This is a genomic window from Kineococcus siccus (assembly GCF_009906795.1).
Taxonomy (GTDB): domain Bacteria; phylum Actinomycetota; class Actinomycetes; order Actinomycetales; family Kineococcaceae; genus Kineococcus; species Kineococcus siccus.
Genome location: NZ_JAAALN010000002.1, coordinates 62,941 through 80,673, shown reverse-complemented (window position 1 = coordinate 80,673; position 17,733 = coordinate 62,941). Strand labels below are relative to the sequence as shown.

Genomic DNA, 17,733 nt, shown 5'->3' with positions numbered 1-17,733 from the left:
GGCGGGTTGCGGCCGCCGCCGGGAGTGCGCGCAGGGCCGGCCGCAACCCGCCCGACCCGCCGATGCCCGCGACGCCGTCGATCAGCAGGTCCGCGCCCGCGAGGGCCCCGGCCCAGTCCTCCGCCGGGGCCGGGGCGGTCCGGGCGCCCGCCGCACGGGCCGCGGCGAGGCCCTCGGGGTGCACGCGCTCCGCGGTCCGCAGCACCAGGACGCCGGCGCCGCGGCGCGCCAGGCGGGCCGCGGCGAACAAGGCGTCACCGCCGTTGTCGCCCGCGCCGGCGAGCACGACGACCCGGCGCCCCGCCACGCCCCCGGCCCGGTCGCGCAGCAGCGCGGCGCACTCGGCGGCCAGCGCGGCGGCAGCACGCTGCATGAGGGTGCCCGCGGGCACGCGGGCCGTGACGACGGCCTCGGCGGCCCGGACGTCGGCGACGCGGTGAGCGGTGATCACGCGTCCGAGCCTGGCACCGGAGGGGGCTCAGCGCCCCTCGGCGACCACCATGGCCGAGGCGATCCCGGCGTCGTGGGACAGCGACAGGTGGAAGGTCTCCACACCCATCTCGGCGGCGCGGCGCGCGACGCTGCCCCGCACGACGATCTCGGGGCGGTGGCCGTCCTCGCGGGCGACGACGACGTCGGTCCAGACCAGGCCCACGGGCGCGCCGAGCGACTTGGCCACGGCCTCCTTGGCGGCGAACCGCGCGGCCAGCGACTCCGCGGGCAGCCCGCGCTCACCGTCGCCGAACAACCGGTCCAGCAGGCGTGGTGTGCGCTCGATCTGGCGCACGAACCTCGCGACGTCGACCACGTCGATCCCGATCCCGACGATCATGCGCGTCCCCCTCCGGCAGGCCGCCACCGTCCCACGGCGGCGCCCGGTCCCCGGCGGCGGGGTGGGCTCACTCGACGGTGACGGACTTCGCGAGGTTGCGGGGCTGGTCGACGTCGAGGCCCTTGGCGGTGGCGAGCTCGCACGCGAACACCTGCAGCGGCACGACGGCCAGCAGCGGCGAGAGCAGCGTGGAGGTGCGGGGGATCCGGATGACGACGTCGGCGAAGGGTTCGACGGCCGTGTCCCCGACCTCGGCGATGACGAGGGTGCGCGCCCCGCGGGCCCGGACCTCCTGGATGTTCGAGACGACCTTGGCGTGCAGCGAGTCCCGCCCGCGCGGCGACGGCACGACCACGAAGACCGGCTGACCGGGTTCGACGAGCGCGATCGGCCCGTGCTTGAGCTCGCCGGCCGCGAAACCCTCGGCGTGGATGTAGGCGAGCTCCTTGAGCTTCAGCGCGCCCTCCATCGCGACGGGGTAGCCGACGTGCCGGCCGAGGAACAGCACCGAGCGGGTGTCGACCATGTACCGGGCGATCTCGCGGACCTGCTCCAGGCCGTCGAGCACCTGGCGCACCTGGCCGGGGATCTCCTGCAGCTGGGCCATGACCTCGGCGATCTCGTCGGCGAACTTGTTGCCGCGCAGCTGGGCCAGGTACAGGCCGAGGAGGTAGCACGCCGTGATCTGCGCGAGGAACGCCTTGGTGGAGGCGACCGCGATCTCCGGGCCCGCGTGCGTGTACAGCGCCGCGTCCGACTCGCGCGGGATCGTCGAGCCGTTGGTGTTGCAGATCGCGAGCACGCGCGCGCCCTGCTCGCGGGCGTGCCGGACGGCCATGATGGTGTCCATCGTCTCGCCCGACTGCGAGATCGCCACGACGAGCGTGCGCTGGTCCACGACCGGGTCGCGGTAGCGGAACTCGTGGGAGTACTCGACCTCCACGGGGATCCGGCACCAGTGCTCGATGGCGTACTTCGCGACCTGCCCGGCGTAGGCCGAGGTGCCGCAGGAGATGACGACGATCTTGTCGACCGAGCGCAGCTCGGCCTCGGAGATGCTCATCTCGTCGAGCACGAGGCGTCCCGCGGCGTCGGCGCGGCCCAGCAGCGTGTCCGCGATGGCCTGCGGCTGGTCGTGGATCTCCTTGGCCATGAAGCTCGGGAAGCCGCCCTTCTCCGCGGCCGAGGCGTCCCAGTCGACGTGGAACCGGCGGCCCTCCGCGGGGCGGCCGTCGAAGCCCGTGACGGTGACCGTGTCGGGCGTGATGGTGACGACCTGGTCCTGGCCGAGCTCCAGCGCCTCGCGCGTGTGCGCGATGAACGCCGCGACGTCGGAGCCGAGGTAGTTGGCCCCCTCCCCCAGCCCGACGACGAGGGGGGAGTTGCGGCGCGCGCCGACGATGGTGCCGGGGTCCCCGCGGTGCACGGCGAGCAGCGTGAACGCCCCCTCCAGCCGCGCGCAGACGAGCCGCACGGCCTCGGTGAGGTCCTGCGTGCGGGCCAGCTCCGCGCCGAGCAGGTGCGCGACGACCTCGGTGTCCGTCTCGCTCGTGAAGGGCGTGCCGGCGTCGAGGAGCTCGGCGCGCAGGGTCGCGAAGTTCTCCACGATGCCGTTGTGGATGACCGCGACGGTGCCCGCCGCGTCCACGTGCGGGTGGGCGTTGGCGTCGGTCGGGCCGCCGTGGGTGGCCCAGCGCGTGTGCCCGATGGCCGTCGTCGACGCGGGGAGCGGGTCGAGGTCGAGGGCCTCGACGAGGTTCACGAGCTTGCCGGAGCGCTTGCGGACGTCGAGCCCGGCCGCGGTGACGACGGCGATGCCCGCGGAGTCGTAGCCGCGGTACTCCAGGCGGCGCAGGCCCTCGAGGACGACGGCGGTGCCGTCGGGGGCCCCGGCCCGCTCGGAGCTGACGTGACCGACGATTCCGCACATGGCCACCAGCGTACGGGCGGCGGCCCCCCGCACCCGCGACCGCGCGGCCGCCCGCACGGCGGGCGGGGCCGGTCCGCGGAGGGGCGGGGGCCAACCCGGTAGCGTGCCGCCGTGAGCACCGCTGGTCCGGCGCACGGGGCACCGCTGGGCGCGGGGCCGCACGAGCAGACCCCCGGCGAGCCGGCCGACCGCGCCGCCGCGCGCGAGCCGTCCCCCTACGTCGTGCTCGACCGCGCGGCCTGGAGCCGGCTGCGCCGCTCGACGCCCCTGACCCTGACCGCCGAGGACGTCGCGCGGCTGCGTGGCCTCGGCGACCGCATCGACCTGCGCGAGGTCGAGGAGGTGTACCTGCCCCTGTCGCGGCTGCTGACGCTGTACGACCGCGCGGCCGGGAGCCTGCACGCGGCCACGTCGACGTTCCTCGGGGAGCGGACGGCGCGCACGCCGTTCGTCATCGGTGTCGCCGGGTCGGTGGCCGTGGGCAAGTCGACGACCGCGCGCATCCTGCGCGAGCTGCTGTCGCACTGGCCCGAGACCCCCCGCGTGGAGCTCATCACCACGGACGGGTTCCTCCTGCCGAACGCGGAGCTCGAGCGGCGGGGCATCCTGCACCGCAAGGGGTTCCCCGAGTCCTACGACCGCCGGGCCCTGCTGCGCTTCGTGTCCGCGGTGAAGTCCGGCGCCCCGGAGGTGCGGGCACCGGTCTACTCCCACCTGACCTACGACATCGTCGAGGGCGCCGAGGTCGTCGTCCGGCAGCCCGACGTCCTCATCGTCGAGGGGCTGAACGTGCTGCAGCCCGCGCGGGTCCGCGCCGACGGCACCCAGGGGGTGACGGTGAGCGACTACTTCGACTTCTCGCTGTACGTCGACGCCCGCACCGACGACGTCCGGAACTGGTACGTCTCGCGGTTCCTGCGCCTGCGCCAGACGGCCTTCAGCCGCCCGGAGTCCTACTTCCACCGCTACGCGGACCTCACCGACTCCGAGGCCGTGACGCGGGCGCAGCGCATCTGGCACACCATCAACGAACCGAACCTCGTCGAGAACGTTCGGCCGACGCGGGCCCGCGCGACGCTCGTGCTGGCCAAGGACTCCGACCACTCGGTGCGCCGGCTGCGGCTGCGCAAGCTCTAGCGCCGCAGCCCCTCCGGCCCCACGGCGAGGCGGGACCGGACGTCCTCGACGCCCACCTCGCCCTCCTCGCAGAGCTCGTCCAGCAGGAACCCCAGCGCCTCGTTCACCGCGATCATCGGCCCGTTCGTCGTGGCGTTCCAGGTGCTCACGCGGCGCGCCTCGGGCGCGTCGGCCACGGCCGCGCGCAGGGCGGCGACCTTCAGCAGCATGCCCAGCCGGTGCCCGCGGTGCTCGGCCACGACCAGGGTGTCCCACTGCAGCAGCCGTTCCGGCTCGTGCGCCGACTGCACGAGCATGGTGTAGCCGACCAGCGTCCCCGTGGCGTCGGCGGCGACCGCGGTCCACGTCCGGCGCCCCTGGGCGGTGCGCATCGCCTCCGCGGCCCGCACGCGGGCGGGGTCCCACACCTCGGGCTCGACGGTCAGGTCCCCCTGCGGCGCGTCGGTGCTCATGCGGGCCATGAGGCCCGCCATGGCCACGACGTCCGGCTCCGGGACGGGGCCCGCGAAGGCCCACCAGCGGTAGCCGGCGGCGTGCGGGCGCGCCGAGGCCTCGAGCGCGTCGAGCGCGTCCGGCGGCACGGGCAGCGCGAGCTGGCGCCGGGCCTCGACGAGCCCGGGCACGAACCCCCAGCGCTGCAGCGCGATCGAGCCCGGCCACGTGTCCTCGGGAGCCTCGACGGGACGCTCGGTCTCCGTGCGCAGGACGGTGCGCCCGGACGCCGCGGCCAGGTCCGCCGCCGCGGCCAGCAGGCGCGTGCCGACCCCCCTGCGGCGCGCCTCGGGGGCGACGGCGATCGTCACGGCCGCGACGTGGGTGTTGTCCAGCACGGGCATGCGGACCTCCGCGGACCCCAGTCCGCGCCCGCCCGACCCGGCTCCGTCCCCGTCGTCGGCGTCCTCCAGCGCGACGAGCCAGTGCAGCACCTCGTCCTCGGGGCCGTGCTCGAACTCCGCCCGCAGCTCCGCGGGCTGCCACGCCGCGGGGTCGGCTCGGTCGTGCGACTCCCCGGCCAGGCGTGCGACGTACCAGCGGTCGAAGAACTCCGCGAGCCACGCCGCGCGGCCGGGGTCCTGGGTCGACGTCACCTCGATGTGCACCCGCCCAGGAAACCGCCGGGCGCCGGGCCGCGCCACGGGTTTTCCCGCGGGCGGGTCCTCCCGCGGCCGAGCGCGCCGTGGCGGACGTCAGAGGGCGAGGCGGTCCCGGACCACGACCGCGAGCCGGTCCGCGATGTCCTGGGCGTGGCCGAGCTCGGCGGCCTCCACCATGACCCGCACGAGCGGTTCCGTCCCCGACGGTCGCAGCAGCACGCGGCCGAGACCCGCGAGCTCCCGCTCGGCGGCGGCGACCGCCGCGCCCAGGGCCTCGTCGTCCGCGGCCCGGGCCTTGTCCACACCGCGGACGTTGACGAGCACCTGCGGCAGCCGCTGCACGACGCCCGCGAGGTCAGTGAGAGTCCGGCCGGTCTCGGCCATGCGCCCCGCGAGCTGCAGCGCGGTGAGCACCCCGTCGCCCGTGGTCGCGTGGGAGGGCAGCACGACGTGCCCGCTCTGCTCCCCGCCGATGGCGTACCCGCCCGCCGTGAGCGCCTCGAGCACGTAGCGGTCGCCGACCGCGGTCTCGACCAGGTGCACGCCCTCGCGCTCCATGGCCAGGCGCAGCCCCAGGTTGCTCATGACGGTGGCGACGAGCGTGTCGCCCGTGAGCTCGCCGCGCTGCTTCAGCGCGAGGGTCAGGACGGCCATGACCTGGTCGCCGTCGACGACCTCGCCGGCGGCGTCCACAGCGAGGCAGCGGTCCGCGTCGCCGTCGAGCGCGACGCCGAGGTCGGCACCGTGCGCCACCACGGCGGCCTGCAGCGGGCCGAGGTGGGTGGAGCCGACGCCGTCGTTGATGTTCAGCCCGTCCGGCTCCGCGGCCAGCGCGGTCACCCGGGCGCCGGCCTCGGCGAGCACGCGGGGGGCGATCGCGCTGGCCGCGCCGTGGGCGCAGTCGACGACGACGTGCAGCCCCGCGAGCGAGTGCGGCAGCGACGCCAGCACGTGCGTGACGTAGGCGTCCGCGGCGGCGGCCTCGACCGCCGCACCGCGCTCGACGCGCCCCACGTCGGCGCCGGTCGGGCGCCGCACGGTGCCGTCGCGGAAGGCCCGCTCGACGGCGTCCTCGACGTCGTCGGGCAGCTTGGTGCCGCCGCGCGCGAAGATCTTCAGGCCGTTGTCGGGCATCGGGTTGTGCGACGCCGACAGCATCACGCCGAAGTCGCTGCCCGCGAGACCCACGAGGTGCGCGAGGGCCGGGGTCGGCAGGACACCCACGTCGCGCACGTCCACGCCCGCGCTGGCGAGACCGGCCACGACGGCGGCCGAGAGGAACTCCCCCGACGCGCGGGGGTCGCGCGCGACCAGGGCGTGGGTCCGCCCGGAGCGGGCGCCCAGGACGCCGGCCGCGGCGACCGACAGGCCCAGGGCCATCTCGGCGGTCAGGTCGACGTTGGCGACCCCGCGCACGCCGTCGGTCCCGAAGATGCGCCCCACGGCGTCGTCCTCCTCCTGCCCGGCCGGGTGGCCGGACGTGCTGAGCGTCAGGTGCCGGAACGCCAAGACGGCCCCGGGGTCGCCCCCGGGGCCGTCTGGCGGTGCTGAGGCTCCGCGCGGTGCGCGGACGCGATCAGCGCTTGCTGAACTGAGGCGCCTTGCGGGCCTTCTTGAGCCCGGCCTTCTTGCGCTCGATGGCGCGCGGGTCGCGGGTCAGGAACCCGGCCTTCTTCAGCGACGGGCGGTTCGCCTCGAGGTCGATCGCGTTCAGCGCGCGGGCCACGCCGAGGCGCAGGGCGCCGGCCTGGCCGGACGAGCCGCCGCCGTGGATGCGGGCGATGACGTCGAAGGAGCTCTCCAGCTCGGTGACCCGGAACGGCTCGTTGACGAGCTGCTGGTGCACCTTGTTGGGGAAGTAGTTGTCCAGCTCACGGCCGTTGATGACCCAGCGGCCCGTGCCCGGGACGATGCGCACGCGGGCGATGGCCTGCTTGCGCCGGCCGGTCGCCGCACCGGGCGCGATGATGCTCGACCCACCGGTCCGCGGCTGCGCGGACTCGGAGGTGTAGGTGCCCGTGAAGTCGTCGGACTCGGTGATGTCCTCGACGGCGTTCTCGGATGTGTACTCGGCCACGATTCTCCTCAGTCAGTTCGCAGTGGGCGCAGTGCTCACTGCGCGACCTGGGTCAGCTGGTACGGCACGGGCTGCTGGGCCGCGTGCGGGTGCTCGGGGCCCGCGTAGACCTTGAGCTTGGACAGGACCTGACGGCCCAGCGAGTTCTTGGGGATCATCCCGCGGATGGCCTTCTCGACGGCCTTCTCCGGGTTCTTCTCCAGGAGCTCGGTGTACGACGTGGCGCGCAGGCCGCCCGGGTAGCCGGAGTGGCGGAACGCCAGCTTCTGGTCCCGCTTGGAGCCCGTCAGGGCCACCTTCGCCGCGTTGACGATGATGACGTGGTCGCCACCGTCGACGTGCGGTGCGTAGGTCGGCTTGTGCTTGCCACGGAGGAGGATCGCGGTCTGCGACGCGAGGCGCCCGAGCACGACGTCCTCGGCGTCGATGACGAGCCAACGGCGGTCGATGTCGCCTGGCTTCGGGGTGAACGTGCGCACGGGACTAGCCCAACTCCTCGAGACGATGTCCGGACATGGCCCCCGCTCGGGGCCGCCGGGATGGGCAGGCACTGCGTGGGCGCAACGGCCAGTCACGTTACCCGCCGGGTGCCCGCAGGGTCAAAACGGTGCGGACGCGCGGGGCGGGGTGACGGGCCGGGCGCGCTCAGCGGGCCCGGAGGACCCGACCAGCGTCCCAGACCGGCTCGGGTGCCTCGAACACGCCGCCGTCCTCGCCGAAGACGAGGAAGCGGTCGAAGCCGCGCGCGAACCACCGGTCGTGCGTCACGGCGACGACCGTGCCCTCGAAGGCCGCCAGCGCCTCCTCCAGCGCCTCGGCGGAGTGCAGGTCGAGGTTGTCGGTGGGCTCGTCGAGCAGCAGCAGCGTCGCCCCGGACAGCTCCAGGAGCAGGATCTGCAGCCGCGCCTGCTGGCCGCCGGAGAGGTGCTCGAAGCGCTGCTCGGCGGCCCCTGCGAGGCCGTAGCGGTCCAGGGCCCGCGACGCCGTCTCGCGGTCCATCCCGCTGCGGTGCGTCGTCCCCCGGTGCAGGACCTCGAGCAGCGTGCGGCCCGCGAGGGCCGGCTGCTCGTGGGTCTGGGCGAACCACCCGGGCCGCACGCGGGCGCCCAGGCGGGCCGACCCGGTGTGCGCGACGGGCGCCACGGGTGTGCCGCCGTCCTCCTCGCCCACCGGCTGGTGCTCGAGGTCGGGGTCGCTGCCGCCCGCCGCGAGCAGCCGCAGGAAGTGCGACTTGCCCGACCCGTTGGCGCCCAGCACGGCCACCCGGTCCCCCAGCCACAGCTCGGCATCGAAGGGCCGCATGAGCCCCGACAGCTCCAGGCGCTCGCAGACCACGGCGCGCTTGCCCGTGCGCCCCCCGCGAAGCCGCATCCGCACGTCCTGCGCGGCCGGCGGCGCCTGCGGCGGCCCGGCCTCCTCGAACCGGGCCAGCCGGGTCTGGGCCGCGGCGTAGCGCGAGGCCAGCCCGTCGTTGAACTTCGCCTTCTCCCGCAGCGTGACCACGAGGGTGCGGAGCTTGACGCGCTCCTCGTCCCAGCGCCGGCGCAGCTCCTCCAGGCGCTCGCCGCGGGCCGTGCGGGCCGCGCCGTAGGTCGCGAAGGAGCCGCCGTGCACCCACGCCACGGCGCCCAGGGCGCCCGGTTCCAGGGTGACGATCCGGTCGGCGGCGGCCGCGAGCAGCTCCCGGTCGTGGCTGACCAGCAGCACCGACTTCGGCGTCTCGCGCAGCTGCTGCTCGAGCCAGCGCTTGCCGGGCACGTCGAGGTAGTTGTCCGGCTCGTCGAGCAGCAGCACCTCGTCGTCGCCGCGCAGGAGGGCCTCGAGCACGAGCCGCTTCTGCTCGCCCCCGGACAGCGTGCGGACCAGGCGGTGCTGGCAGCGGTCGAACTCGACGCCCAGGGCCGCCGTCGTGCAGGAGTCCCACAGCACCTCCGCGTCGTAGCCGCCCGCGTCGCCGAAGTCGGCCAGCGCGTGGGCGTAGCGCAGCTGCTCGCGCTCCGCGTCGGTCTCGAGCATCGCGAGCTCCGCGGCGTCGACGGCCGCCGCGGCCTCGCGCAGGCGGGGCGCCGCGACCGAGACCAGGAGCTCGCGCACCGAGGTGTCGTCGCGCAGCGAGCCGACGAACTGGCGCATGACCCCGAGCCCCCCGCTGCGGGCGACGGCGCCGGACTGGACCGGCAGGTCGCCCGCGATGAGGCGCAGCAGCGTGGTCTTGCCCGTCCCGTTGGGGCCCACGAGCGCGCTGGTGGTGCCGTCGGCGACGCGGAAGCTCACCTCCGACAGCAGCGGCCTGCCGTCGGGGAGCTCGTGACTGACGGCCTGGACGTCGACGTGACCCACACCAGGAGTGTGCCGCCCCGCGCCCGCGGGCCGAACCGGTTTCCCGCGCCGGCCCCCGGGGCACCCACCGCGCAGGCTCAGGAGGAGGCGGAGCCCTCCGCCCGGGCGGTGTGGGTGCTGCGCAGCGCGCAGGACGTCGAGTCGGCGTCGGCCCACGCGCCCTCGACGGCGACGACCGCGACCTGGCAGGTCCGCAGCTGCTGGACCTCCCCCGTCAGGGCCTCCACGAGCGCGCTGACCCCGGGGTTGTGCCCCACGAGCACGACCGTGGCCTCGGCGCTCTCGGTGTCCAGGCCGCGCACGATCCGCAGCAGGTCGCCCAGCGAGGCCTCGTAGAGGCGCTCCTCGTCCACGACGACGGGGTCGGCGCCCCAGGTGCCGAGCAGCCGCGCCGTCGTCTCCTCGGTGCGCCGCGACGGCGAGGTGAGCAGGAGCTCCGGCGCCCCGACCGCGGAGGCGAGCCAGCGCCCGGCCTCCTCGGCGTCGGCGCGCCCGCGCGCCGACAGCGGCCGCGCGATGTCCTGCAGTCCGGGAGGCGTGTCGGCCTTGGCGTGGCGGACGACGACGAGCGTGGGCACGCTCCCAGCGTGCCCGACGCCGGGCGCGGGCGGTGCGGCAGGGGCGCACACCGGGGTGTCGCCGCGCGCGCGGCTAGCGGGGCGGCAGCGTCCGGACCGCGCGGGCCTCGCGGGCGCGGGCGGCCAGCTCGTCGTCCGGCGGGTACGCCACCTCCTCGAGGCAGAGCCCGTGCGGCCCGACCACCGCGACCGCGGGGTCGCGCACCGCCGCGGCGAGCACCTGCGCGGGCCACGCCACGGGGCGACGGCCCTCCCCCACGGCGAGCGCGGCGCCGACCAGCGCGCGCACCATCGAGTGGCAGAAGGCGTCCGCCTGCACGTCGGCGACGACGAGGCGGTCGTCGCCGTCGTCGCGGCGCCAGCCGTAGCGCAGCAGGGTCCGGACGGTCGTGGCGCCCTCGCGGGGCCGGCAGTAGGCCGCGAAGTCGTGCAGGCCGACCAGCTGCGCGGCCGCGGCGTCCATGGCGGCGACGTCGAGCGGGCGGCGCACGGCGAGCACGTCGAGCCGGCGCAGGGGCGGGGCCCCCGCGGGGTCGTCGCAGACCCGGTAGGCGTAGCGGCGGCGCAGCGCCGAGAAGCGGGCGTCGAACCCCGCGGGGGCGAGCCGGGCGGCGTGCACCCGGACGTCGGGCGGCAGCACGCCCGCCAGCCGCCGCACGAGGGCCTGCGCGGGCGCCACCGCGGAGCGGCCGGGCGCGGCGTCCCACGCGGCGCGCGGGACGTCGACGTGGACGACCTGGCCGCGCGCGTGCACCCCCGCGTCGGTGCGCCCGGCCACCACGAGCCGGGGGGCGGGGTCCATGCGCAGCACCCGGGCGAGCGCGCCCGTCAGGACGCCCTGCACGGTGCGCAGCCCGGGCTGCTCGGCCCAGCCCGCGAAGGCCGTGCCGTCGTAGCCCAGGTCCAGGCGCACGCGGACGAGCCCGCCGTCCCCGGTGTCGGGGAGGGCGGGCTCGTCCACGGGATCGAGGGAGGCGCTCAGGCCTTGCCCTCGGTGTCCGCGGCGTCGGGGAGGGTGTCCGGCTGCTCGACGCTGCCGGCCTCGACCGCGGGGGTCTCGACCGTGTCGTCCGCACCGGTCGTCACGTCGGCGGTGGCCGCCTCCTCCGTGGCCGGGGCCTTGGTGGGGACGGTCTCCTCCGCCGCGACGGGCGCGGCGGCGACGACGGCCTGCTCGGCCTCGCGGACGGTGGCCTGCTTGGCGCTGACCGGCTCGAGGACGAGCGCGATCACGGCCATGGGGGCCTTGTCACCGCGGCGCGGCCCGATCTTGACGATCCGGGTGTAGCCGCCCGAGCGCTCGGACATCGCCGGGGCGATGTCGGTGAAGAGCTCGTGGACGACGCCCTTGTCCTTGACCGTGCGCATGACGCGACGGCGGGACGCGAGGTCACCCTGCTTGGCGAAGGTGATCAGCCGCTCGGCGTAGGGCCGCAGCCGCCGGGCCTTGGCCTCGGTGGTCGTGATGCTGCGGTGCTCGAAGAGCTGCGTGGCCAGGTTGGCCAGGATGTGCCGCTGGTGGGCCGGCCCGCCGCCGAGCCGCGCACCTTTGGTGGGGGTGGGCATGGTTGTCGATCTCCTCGGTGTCTCCCACCACCCCCGGCGAGGGGGTGACGGGGTGGCGGACGGCTAGAGCTGCTCGTCCTCGGCGAAGGACTGGTCGTCCTCCTCGAAGTCGTTGACGACGGCGCTCGGGTCGAACCCGGGCGGGGAGTCCTTGAGGTGCAGGCCCATCCCGACGAGCTTGGCCTTCACCTCGTCGATGGACTTCTGCCCGAAGTTGCGGATGTCCAGCAGGTCGGCCTCGCTGCGCGAGACCAGCTCGCCGACCGAGTGGATGCCCTCGCGCTTGAGGCAGTTGTAGGAGCGGACGGTGAGGTCCAGCGCCTCGATCTCGAGCGCGAGGTCGGCGGCCAGCGCCGCGTCGGTCGGGGACGGGCCCATGTCGATGCCCTCGGCCTCGACGTTGAGCTCGCGCGCCAGGCCGAACAGCTCGGTGAGCGTCTTGCCGGCCGAGGCCACGGCGTCGCGCGGGCTGATCGAGTGCTTGGTCTCGACGTCGACCACGAGGCGGTCGAAGTCGGTGCGCTGCTCGACGCGGGTCGCCTCGACCTTGTAGGTGACCTTGAGGACCGGCGAGTAGATGGAGTCGATCGGGATGCGCCCGATCTCCTGCTCGCCGGACTTGTTCTGGGCCGCGGAGACGTAGCCGCGCCCGCGCTCGACGGTCAGCTCCAGCTCGAGCTTGCCCTTGCCGTTGAGGGTCGCGATGTGGAGGTCGGGGTTGTGGACCTCGACGCCCGCGGGGGGCGCGATGTCCGCAGCGGTGACCGCACCGGGACCCTGCTTGCGCAGGTACATGACGACGGGCTCGTCGTGCTCCGAGGAGACGACGAGGTTCTTGATGTTGAGGACGATCTCGGTGACGTCCTCCTTCACCCCGGGCACGCTGGTGAACTCGTGCAGCACGCCGTCGATGCGGAGGCTCGTCACGGCCGCACCGGGGATGCTGGAGAGCAGCGTCCGGCGCAGCGAGTTGCCGAGGGTGTAGCCGAAGCCCGGCTCCAGAGGCTCGATGACGAACCGCGAGCGGTACTCGTCGACGACGTCCTCGGTGAGGGTGGGGCGCTGTGCGATCAGCACGGAGGGTTCCTTCCCGCGGGCGTCCGCCATATGACGCCCCGCACGCCCGTCAGCATCGGTCCACCGACGGGGTCTGGCTCGATCGTGAACTGGGTCGATCGTGCGACGGCCCCGGCGGCAGCACCGCCGGGGTCGTCACCGGGTCAGACGCGCCGGCGCTTGGGGGGCCGGCAGCCGTTGTGCGGGCTGGGGGTGACGTCCTGGATCGCGCCGACCTCCAGGCCCGTGGCCTGCAGCGACCGGATCGCGGTCTCGCGGCCCGAGCCCGGGCCCTTGACGAAGACGTCGACCTTGCGCATGCCGTGCTCCTGCGCGCGACGGGCCGCGGCCTCGGCCGCCATCTGCGCGGCGAAGGGGGTCGACTTGCGCGAACCCTTGAAGCCGACCTGGCCGGCCGAGGCCCAGGCGATCACCGCACCCGTGGGGTCGGTGATCGACACGATCGTGTTGTTGAACGTGCTCTTGATGTGCGCGTGGCCGTGCGCGACGTTCTTCTTCTCCTTGCGGCGCGGCTTGCGCGCCGCCGTGGCCTGGCGGCTCTTGGGAGGCATGGTGTCCGTACTCCTGGGACTCGAGGACTGAGATCGAGGGCGGGTCGGCGGGCGACCCGGGCGGCCCGAGCGGGGCCGCGAGCGCTACTTGCGGCCGACCTTCTTCTTGCCGGCGACCGTGCGCTTCGGGCCCTTGCGGGTGCGGGCGTTGGTCTTGGTGCGCTGCCCGCGCACGGGCAGACCGCGGCGGTGCCGCAGACCCTGGTAGGTGCCGATCTCCACCTTGCGGCGGATGTCGGCGGCCACCTCGCGCCGGAGGTCACCCTCGACGCGGTAGTTGCCCTCGATGTGGTCGCGCAGGGCGACCAGGTCCTCGTCCGAGAGGTCGCGGACGCGGAGGTCGGGGCTGACGCCAGTGGCGGCCAGCGTTTCCTTGGCGCGGGTGCGACCGACGCCGAAGATGTACGTGAGCGCGATCTCCAGCCGCTTCTCGCGGGGGAGGTCGACGCCGACGAGACGTGCCATGCGGGGTGGTCCCTTGTCTTCGCGGAGGTCTGCCGCAGCACCGGCCCCGCCCTCGTCGGGCGGGTCCCCGGCCTCCGACCGGGGGTGTCGTCAGGAGCGGTGCTCCCGACGGGTGCTGCGATGGTGCGCCGTCGCGGGACGCGACGTGCGCAGGTGCTGCTGCGTCAGCCCTGGCGCTGCTTGTGGCGCAGGTTCTCGCAGATGACCATGACACGTCCGTGTCGGCGGATCACCTTGCACTTCTCGCAGATCTTCTTGACGCTCGGCTTGACCTTCATCGTGTCTCCGGTCGTGCGGGCACGCGGCTCGCGGCCAGTTCGGTCACTTGTAGCGGTAGACGATGCGCCCGCGGGACAGGTCGTAAGGGCTGAGCTCGACGACCACCCGGTCCTCGGGGAGGATGCGGATGTAGTGCTGCCGCATCTTCCCGGAGATGTGGGCCAGCACCTTGTGCCCGTTGCTCAGCTCGACGCGGAACATCGCGTTGGGCAGAGCTTCGACCACGGTGCCCTCGATCTCGATGACGCCGTCCTTCTTCGGCATGTCCTCCGCTTTTCCGTCGGTGTCGGATCGTGGCCCGCGGTCCCCCACCACGGCTGCGGAGGAGGCATGACGGACCGACGGTCAAGCCTACGCGACGGCGAGCCGCAGACGAAATCCGGGCGGGCGCGATGCGGCGAGGTGCTGCGGCGCAGTCACTGCGCGGGGACGGTGACCCCGAGGGCGCCGAGCTCCGCGGCTCCCCCGTCCGTCGCGGTGAGGACCCAGAGGCCCTCCGGCAGCACGGCGACCGTGTGCTCCCAGTGCGCGGCGCGCGAACCGTCGGTCGTGACGACCGTCCACTCGTCGGCGAGGACGTCGGTCTCGGTGGTGCCCCGCGTGCACATGGGCTCGACGGCCAGGCACAGGCCGGGACGGACCTTCGGCCCCCGGTCGCGGTCGCGGTGGTTCAGCACGTCGGGCGCCTGGTGCATCGCGGTCCCGATGCCGTGGCCCGTGTAGCCGTCGACGATCGCGAGCCGGCCGTCGACCGCGTCCTCCACGGCCGCGCCGACGTCGCCCACGCGGCCGCGCCGGTCCAGCGCGGCGATCCCCCGCCACATGGCCTGCCGGGTGATCTCGACGAGCTCCTCGTCGCCCGCGTCGCGCGGCTCGCCCACGATCTGCGTGAACGCCGAGTCGCCGTGCCAGCCGTCGACGACCGCGCCCCCGTCGATGGAGACGACGTCCCCCTCCTGCACCACGCGGCCGCCGGGGATGCCGTGCACGACGACCTCGTTGACGGAGATGCAGAGCGTCTTCGGGTAGCCGTGGTAGCCGAGGAAGTTCGACGTGCCGCCGCCGGCGCGGATGACCTCGGCCGCGACGGCGTCGAGCTCGTCGGTGGTGACCCCGGGCCGCAGCGCGTCGCGGGCGGCGTCGAGGGCCGCGCGCGTCAGCAGCCCGGCCCGGCGCATGGCGCGGATCTGCTCGGGCGTCTTCAGCTCGACCCGGTCGCGTCCGAACACGGGCGCCCGCTCAGCCGGCCTGCGCGTCGCCGGCGGGCGGAGCGTCGGCGTCCGCCGCCTGCGCGAGCACCTGCTCGAGCCGCGCCGTGACCTCCTCGACGGCACCCAGCCCGTCGACGCTGTGCAGCAGGCCCCGGGTCGAGTAGACCTCCACCAGCGGCGCGGTCTGCTCGAGGTAGACCTGCTGGCGCGTGCGCACGACGCCCTCCGCGTCGTCGCTGCGGCCCTCGGTGCCCGCGCGCAGCGTGAGGCGGCGCACCAGCTCGTCGGTGTCGGCGGTCAGCTCCAGCACGGCGGTCAGGGACGTCCCCGCCTCGGCGAGCATGTCGTCCAGCTCGCGGACCTGGTCGGTCGTGCGCGGGTAGCCGTCGAGGATGAAGCCGCCCGTCGCGTCGGGCTGGGCGAGCCGGTCGCGGACCATGAGGTTGGTGACCGAGTCCGGCACGTACTTGCCCGCGTCCATGTACTCCTTCGCCGACAGGCCCAGCTCGGTCCCCTGCGCGACGTTGGCGCGGAAGATGTCGCCCGTCGAGATCGCGGGCACGGCGAGGCGGGCCGCCAGGCGCTTGGCCTGCGTGCCCTTCCCGGCGCCGGGGGGACCCAGGAGGACGAGACGGCTCATCGCAAGAACCCTTCGTAGTTGCGCTGCTGGAGCTGGCTCTCGATCTGCTTCACGGTCTCGAGACCCACGCCGACGATGATGAGGATCGACGTGCCGCCGAACGGGAAGTTCTGGTTGGCGTTGAAGGCCACGAGCGCGATGAGCGGCAGGAGCGAGACCAGACCGAGGTACAGGGCCCCCGGCAGGGTGATGCGGGTGAGGATGTAGTCGAGGTACTCGGCCGTCGGACGCCCCGCGCGCACCCCGGGGATGAAGCCCCCGTACTTGCGCATGTTCTCGGCGACCTCGTCCGGGTTGAACGTGATCGCCACGTAGAAGAAGGCGAAGAAGATGATGAGCAGGAAGTACAGCGCCATGTAGAGCGGGTGGTCGCCGCGCACCAGGTAGGTGTCGATCCAGATGACCCAGCCGTCGTTCGGGTCGTTGAACTGGGCCAGCAGCGCCGGCAGGTACAGCAGCGAGGACGCGAAGATGACCGGGATGACGCCGGCCATGTTGACCTTCAGCGGGATGTAGGTGCTCGAGCCGCCGAACATGCGGCGCCCGATCATGCGCTTGGCGTACTGCACGGGGACGCGGCGCTGCGACTGCTCGACGGCCACCACGGCCGCCACCACGACGAGGCCCATGAGGATCACCGCGGCGAAGGTCAGGAAGCCGCGCTCGCGCTGGATGGCCCACAGGGACGTGGGGAAGCCCGACGCGATCTGCACGAAGATCAGCAGCGACATGCCGTTGCCGACGCCCCGCTCGGTCACGAGCTCGCCCAGCCACATCACCAGGCCGGTGCCCGCGGTCATCGTCAGGACCATCAGGGCGATGACGTGCACGCTCTGGTCGGGGACGACCTGCGCGGTGCAGTTGGTCTGGAACAGCCGCGTGGGGTCCCGCGCGATCGACACGTAGGTCGTCGACTGCAGGACCGCCAGGGCGATCGTGAGGTAGCGCGTGTACTGGGTCAGCTTGGTGGTGCCCTGCTGGCCCTCCTTCTTCAGCTCCTCGAAGCGCGGGATGACCACGGTGAGCAGCTGGATGATGATGCTCGCCGTGATGTACGGCATGATCCCGAGCGCGAAGACCGACAGCTGCAGCAGTGCGCCGCCGGAGAAGAGGTTGACCAGGCCGAGCAGGCTGTTGCCGGTCTCGGCCTGCGCGATGCACTGCTGCACGGCGGAGTAGTCGACGCCCGGGGTCGGCACGAACGAGCCGACCCTGACGAGCACGATGATGCCGAGCGTGAACAGCAGCTTGCGGCGCAGGTCCGGCGTGCGGAACGCCCGGGCCAATGCGGTGAGCACTCGAACCTCCTGCACCGGCCCTGCGGCACGCAGGGGCGGACTGGGGACTGACGGACGGTGGTGCGGTGGCCGGCGGCGGGCGCCGACCACGGTGGAGACCTTACCGCCCCCCAGAACGACGACGCGGCGGTAGCGGACGATCACTCGTCGCTACCGCCGCGGACGTCCTGCGGGGTCGATCAGTGCTGCGGGCCGCTCACAGCGCGGTGGTGGACCCACCCGCTGCGGCGATCTTCTCCACGGCGGACGCGGAGAACCTGTGGGCGCTGACCTGCAGGGCCACGCCCACCTCGCCCGTGCCGAGCACCTTCACGAGGTGCCCGTCGCGCACGGCGCCCTTGGCGACGAGGTCGTCCACGGACACGCTGCCACCCTCGGGGAAGAGGGACGCGAGCTTGTCGAGGTTGACGACCTGGTACTCGACGCGGAACGGGTTCTTGAACCCGCGCAGCTTCGGCAGGCGCATGTGCAGGGGCATCTGCCCGCCCTCGAACCCGGCGGGCACCTGGTAGCGCGCCTTCGAGCCCTTGGTCCCTCGACCGGCGGTCTTGCCCTTGCTGCCCTCACCACGGCCGACGCGCTGCTTGGCGGTCTTCGCGCCGGGCGCGGGACGCAGGTGGTGCACCTTCAGGACGTGCTCGCCCGGAGTGCCGGCCAT

The 17,733-nt window shown here is 74.1% G+C and carries 21 protein-coding genes; 1 reads left to right on the top strand and 20 read right to left on the bottom strand.

Annotated features, from left to right (window positions below; all coding sequences use genetic code 11):
- From GTR02_RS00875 to glmS, 3 genes are all read right to left on the bottom strand, one after another.
- Positions 1 to 451: NAD(P)H-hydrate epimerase (locus tag GTR02_RS00875; protein ID WP_338073485.1), on the bottom strand; the 451-nt coding region annotated here is incomplete at its 3' end.
- A 27-nt stretch (positions 452 to 478) separates the two neighbouring features.
- Entirely contained in the window at positions 479 to 832 is a 354-nt protein-coding gene (locus GTR02_RS00870) for a holo-ACP synthase (RefSeq protein WP_166605572.1), read from the bottom strand.
- A gap of 67 nt (positions 833 to 899) precedes the next feature.
- Positions 900 to 2,762: a glutamine--fructose-6-phosphate transaminase (isomerizing) gene (gene glmS, locus GTR02_RS00865; RefSeq protein WP_166605571.1), complete on the bottom strand. Its 1,863-nt coding sequence runs from the start codon at positions 2,760 to 2,762 to the stop codon at positions 900 to 902.
- Between the two features lie 144 nt (positions 2,763 to 2,906).
- Between glmS and coaA the strand changes: the two genes are divergently transcribed.
- On the top strand, positions 2,907 to 3,899 hold the full coding sequence (gene coaA / locus GTR02_RS00860) for a type I pantothenate kinase (protein ID WP_205708397.1): 993 nt from the start codon (positions 2,907 to 2,909) through the stop codon (positions 3,897 to 3,899).
- On the opposite strand, the gene GTR02_RS00855 is transcribed toward coaA, so the two are convergent.
- From GTR02_RS00855 to rplO, 17 genes are all read right to left on the bottom strand, one after another.
- Positions 3,896 to 4,999, bottom strand: a complete 1,104-nt coding sequence (locus tag GTR02_RS00855) for a GNAT family N-acetyltransferase (RefSeq protein ID WP_166605569.1) — start codon at positions 4,997 to 4,999, stop codon at positions 3,896 to 3,898. The two genes, coaA and GTR02_RS00855, sit on opposite strands and share 4 nt — an antisense overlap.
- A gap of 87 nt (positions 5,000 to 5,086) precedes the next feature.
- Positions 5,087 to 6,436, bottom strand: coding sequence for a phosphoglucosamine mutase (gene glmM, locus GTR02_RS00850; RefSeq protein ID WP_166605568.1), 1,350 nt, complete (start codon positions 6,434 to 6,436; stop codon positions 5,087 to 5,089).
- 133 nt (positions 6,437 to 6,569) lie between these two features.
- The gene (gene rpsI / locus GTR02_RS00845) at positions 6,570 to 7,070 is read right to left on the bottom strand and encodes a 30S ribosomal protein S9 (protein ID WP_420814667.1); all 501 of its coding nucleotides are present in this window, start codon (positions 7,068 to 7,070) and stop codon (positions 6,570 to 6,572) included.
- 35 nt (positions 7,071 to 7,105) lie between these two features.
- Positions 7,106 to 7,549, bottom strand: coding sequence for a 50S ribosomal protein L13 (gene rplM, locus GTR02_RS00840; protein ID WP_166605567.1), 444 nt, complete (start codon positions 7,547 to 7,549; stop codon positions 7,106 to 7,108).
- A 166-nt stretch (positions 7,550 to 7,715) separates the two neighbouring features.
- Positions 7,716 to 9,410, bottom strand: a complete 1,695-nt coding sequence (locus tag GTR02_RS00835; protein WP_166605566.1) for an ATP-binding cassette domain-containing protein — start codon at positions 9,408 to 9,410, stop codon at positions 7,716 to 7,718.
- A gap of 77 nt (positions 9,411 to 9,487) precedes the next feature.
- Positions 9,488 to 9,988, bottom strand: a complete 501-nt coding sequence (locus tag GTR02_RS00830; protein ID WP_166605565.1) for a histidine phosphatase family protein — start codon at positions 9,986 to 9,988, stop codon at positions 9,488 to 9,490.
- 73 nt (positions 9,989 to 10,061) lie between these two features.
- Positions 10,062 to 10,949 carry a tRNA pseudouridine(38-40) synthase TruA gene (gene truA / locus GTR02_RS00825; RefSeq protein ID WP_338073484.1) on the bottom strand — a complete coding sequence of 296 codons (888 nt, stop codon included), beginning with the start codon at positions 10,947 to 10,949 and terminating at the stop codon, positions 10,062 to 10,064.
- Positions 10,950 to 10,966: 17 nt separating this feature from the next.
- The gene (gene rplQ / locus GTR02_RS00820) at positions 10,967 to 11,554 is read right to left on the bottom strand and encodes a 50S ribosomal protein L17 (RefSeq protein ID WP_166605564.1); all 588 of its coding nucleotides are present in this window, start codon (positions 11,552 to 11,554) and stop codon (positions 10,967 to 10,969) included.
- A gap of 63 nt (positions 11,555 to 11,617) precedes the next feature.
- Positions 11,618 to 12,631 (bottom strand): DNA-directed RNA polymerase subunit alpha, encoded by a 1,014-nt coding sequence (locus GTR02_RS00815; protein ID WP_166605563.1) that lies wholly within the window; start codon positions 12,629 to 12,631, stop codon positions 11,618 to 11,620.
- Positions 12,632 to 12,774: 143 nt separating this feature from the next.
- Complete coding sequence (rpsK, locus tag GTR02_RS00810; protein WP_166605562.1) at positions 12,775 to 13,182, bottom strand: 30S ribosomal protein S11; 408 nt, start codon at positions 13,180 to 13,182, stop codon at positions 12,775 to 12,777.
- An 84-nt stretch (positions 13,183 to 13,266) separates the two neighbouring features.
- Positions 13,267 to 13,647: a 30S ribosomal protein S13 gene (gene rpsM / locus GTR02_RS00805; RefSeq protein WP_166605561.1), complete on the bottom strand. Its 381-nt coding sequence runs from the start codon at positions 13,645 to 13,647 to the stop codon at positions 13,267 to 13,269.
- Positions 13,648 to 13,811: 164 nt separating this feature from the next.
- The gene (rpmJ, locus tag GTR02_RS00800) at positions 13,812 to 13,925 is read right to left on the bottom strand and encodes a 50S ribosomal protein L36 (RefSeq protein WP_166605560.1); all 114 of its coding nucleotides are present in this window, start codon (positions 13,923 to 13,925) and stop codon (positions 13,812 to 13,814) included.
- Between the two features lie 43 nt (positions 13,926 to 13,968).
- A complete protein-coding gene (gene infA, locus GTR02_RS00795; protein WP_166605559.1) occupies positions 13,969 to 14,190 on the bottom strand; it encodes a translation initiation factor IF-1 in 222 nt (73 codons plus the stop codon).
- Between the two features lie 152 nt (positions 14,191 to 14,342).
- On the bottom strand, positions 14,343 to 15,155 hold the full coding sequence (gene map / locus GTR02_RS00790) for a type I methionyl aminopeptidase (protein ID WP_166605558.1): 813 nt from the start codon (positions 15,153 to 15,155) through the stop codon (positions 14,343 to 14,345).
- Positions 15,156 to 15,165: 10 nt separating this feature from the next.
- On the bottom strand, positions 15,166 to 15,777 hold the full coding sequence (locus GTR02_RS00785) for an adenylate kinase (protein WP_166605557.1): 612 nt from the start codon (positions 15,775 to 15,777) through the stop codon (positions 15,166 to 15,168).
- Positions 15,774 to 17,075 carry a preprotein translocase subunit SecY gene (secY, locus tag GTR02_RS00780; protein ID WP_166605556.1) on the bottom strand — a complete coding sequence of 434 codons (1,302 nt, stop codon included), beginning with the start codon at positions 17,073 to 17,075 and terminating at the stop codon, positions 15,774 to 15,776. Before secY ends, GTR02_RS00785 begins: the two co-directional genes overlap by 4 nt.
- Positions 17,076 to 17,271: 196 nt before the next feature.
- Positions 17,272 to 17,733, bottom strand: a complete 462-nt coding sequence (gene rplO / locus GTR02_RS00775) for a 50S ribosomal protein L15 (protein ID WP_205708372.1) — start codon at positions 17,731 to 17,733, stop codon at positions 17,272 to 17,274.

Coding starts and splice junctions, on each gene's coding strand:
- GTR02_RS00870 (WP_166605572.1), bottom strand. CDS start 832: ATGATCGTCGGGATCGGGATCGACGTGGTCGACGTCGCGAGGTTCGTG.
- glmS (WP_166605571.1), bottom strand. CDS start 2,762: ATGTGCGGAATCGTCGGTCACGTCAGCTCCGAGCGGGCCGGGGCCCCC.
- rplQ (WP_166605564.1), bottom strand. CDS start 11,554: ATGCCCACCCCCACCAAAGGTGCGCGGCTCGGCGGCGGGCCGGCCCAC.
- rpsK (WP_166605562.1), bottom strand. CDS start 13,182: ATGCCTCCCAAGAGCCGCCAGGCCACGGCGGCGCGCAAGCCGCGCCGC.
- rpsM (WP_166605561.1), bottom strand. CDS start 13,647: ATGGCACGTCTCGTCGGCGTCGACCTCCCCCGCGAGAAGCGGCTGGAG.
- rpmJ (WP_166605560.1), bottom strand. CDS start 13,925: ATGAAGGTCAAGCCGAGCGTCAAGAAGATCTGCGAGAAGTGCAAGGTG.
- infA (WP_166605559.1), bottom strand. CDS start 14,190: ATGCCGAAGAAGGACGGCGTCATCGAGATCGAGGGCACCGTGGTCGAA.
- GTR02_RS00785 (WP_166605557.1), bottom strand. CDS start 15,777: ATGAGCCGTCTCGTCCTCCTGGGTCCCCCCGGCGCCGGGAAGGGCACG.
- rplO (WP_205708372.1), bottom strand. CDS start 17,733: ATGGCCGGCACTCCGGGCGAGCACGTCCTGAAGGTGCACCACCTGCGT.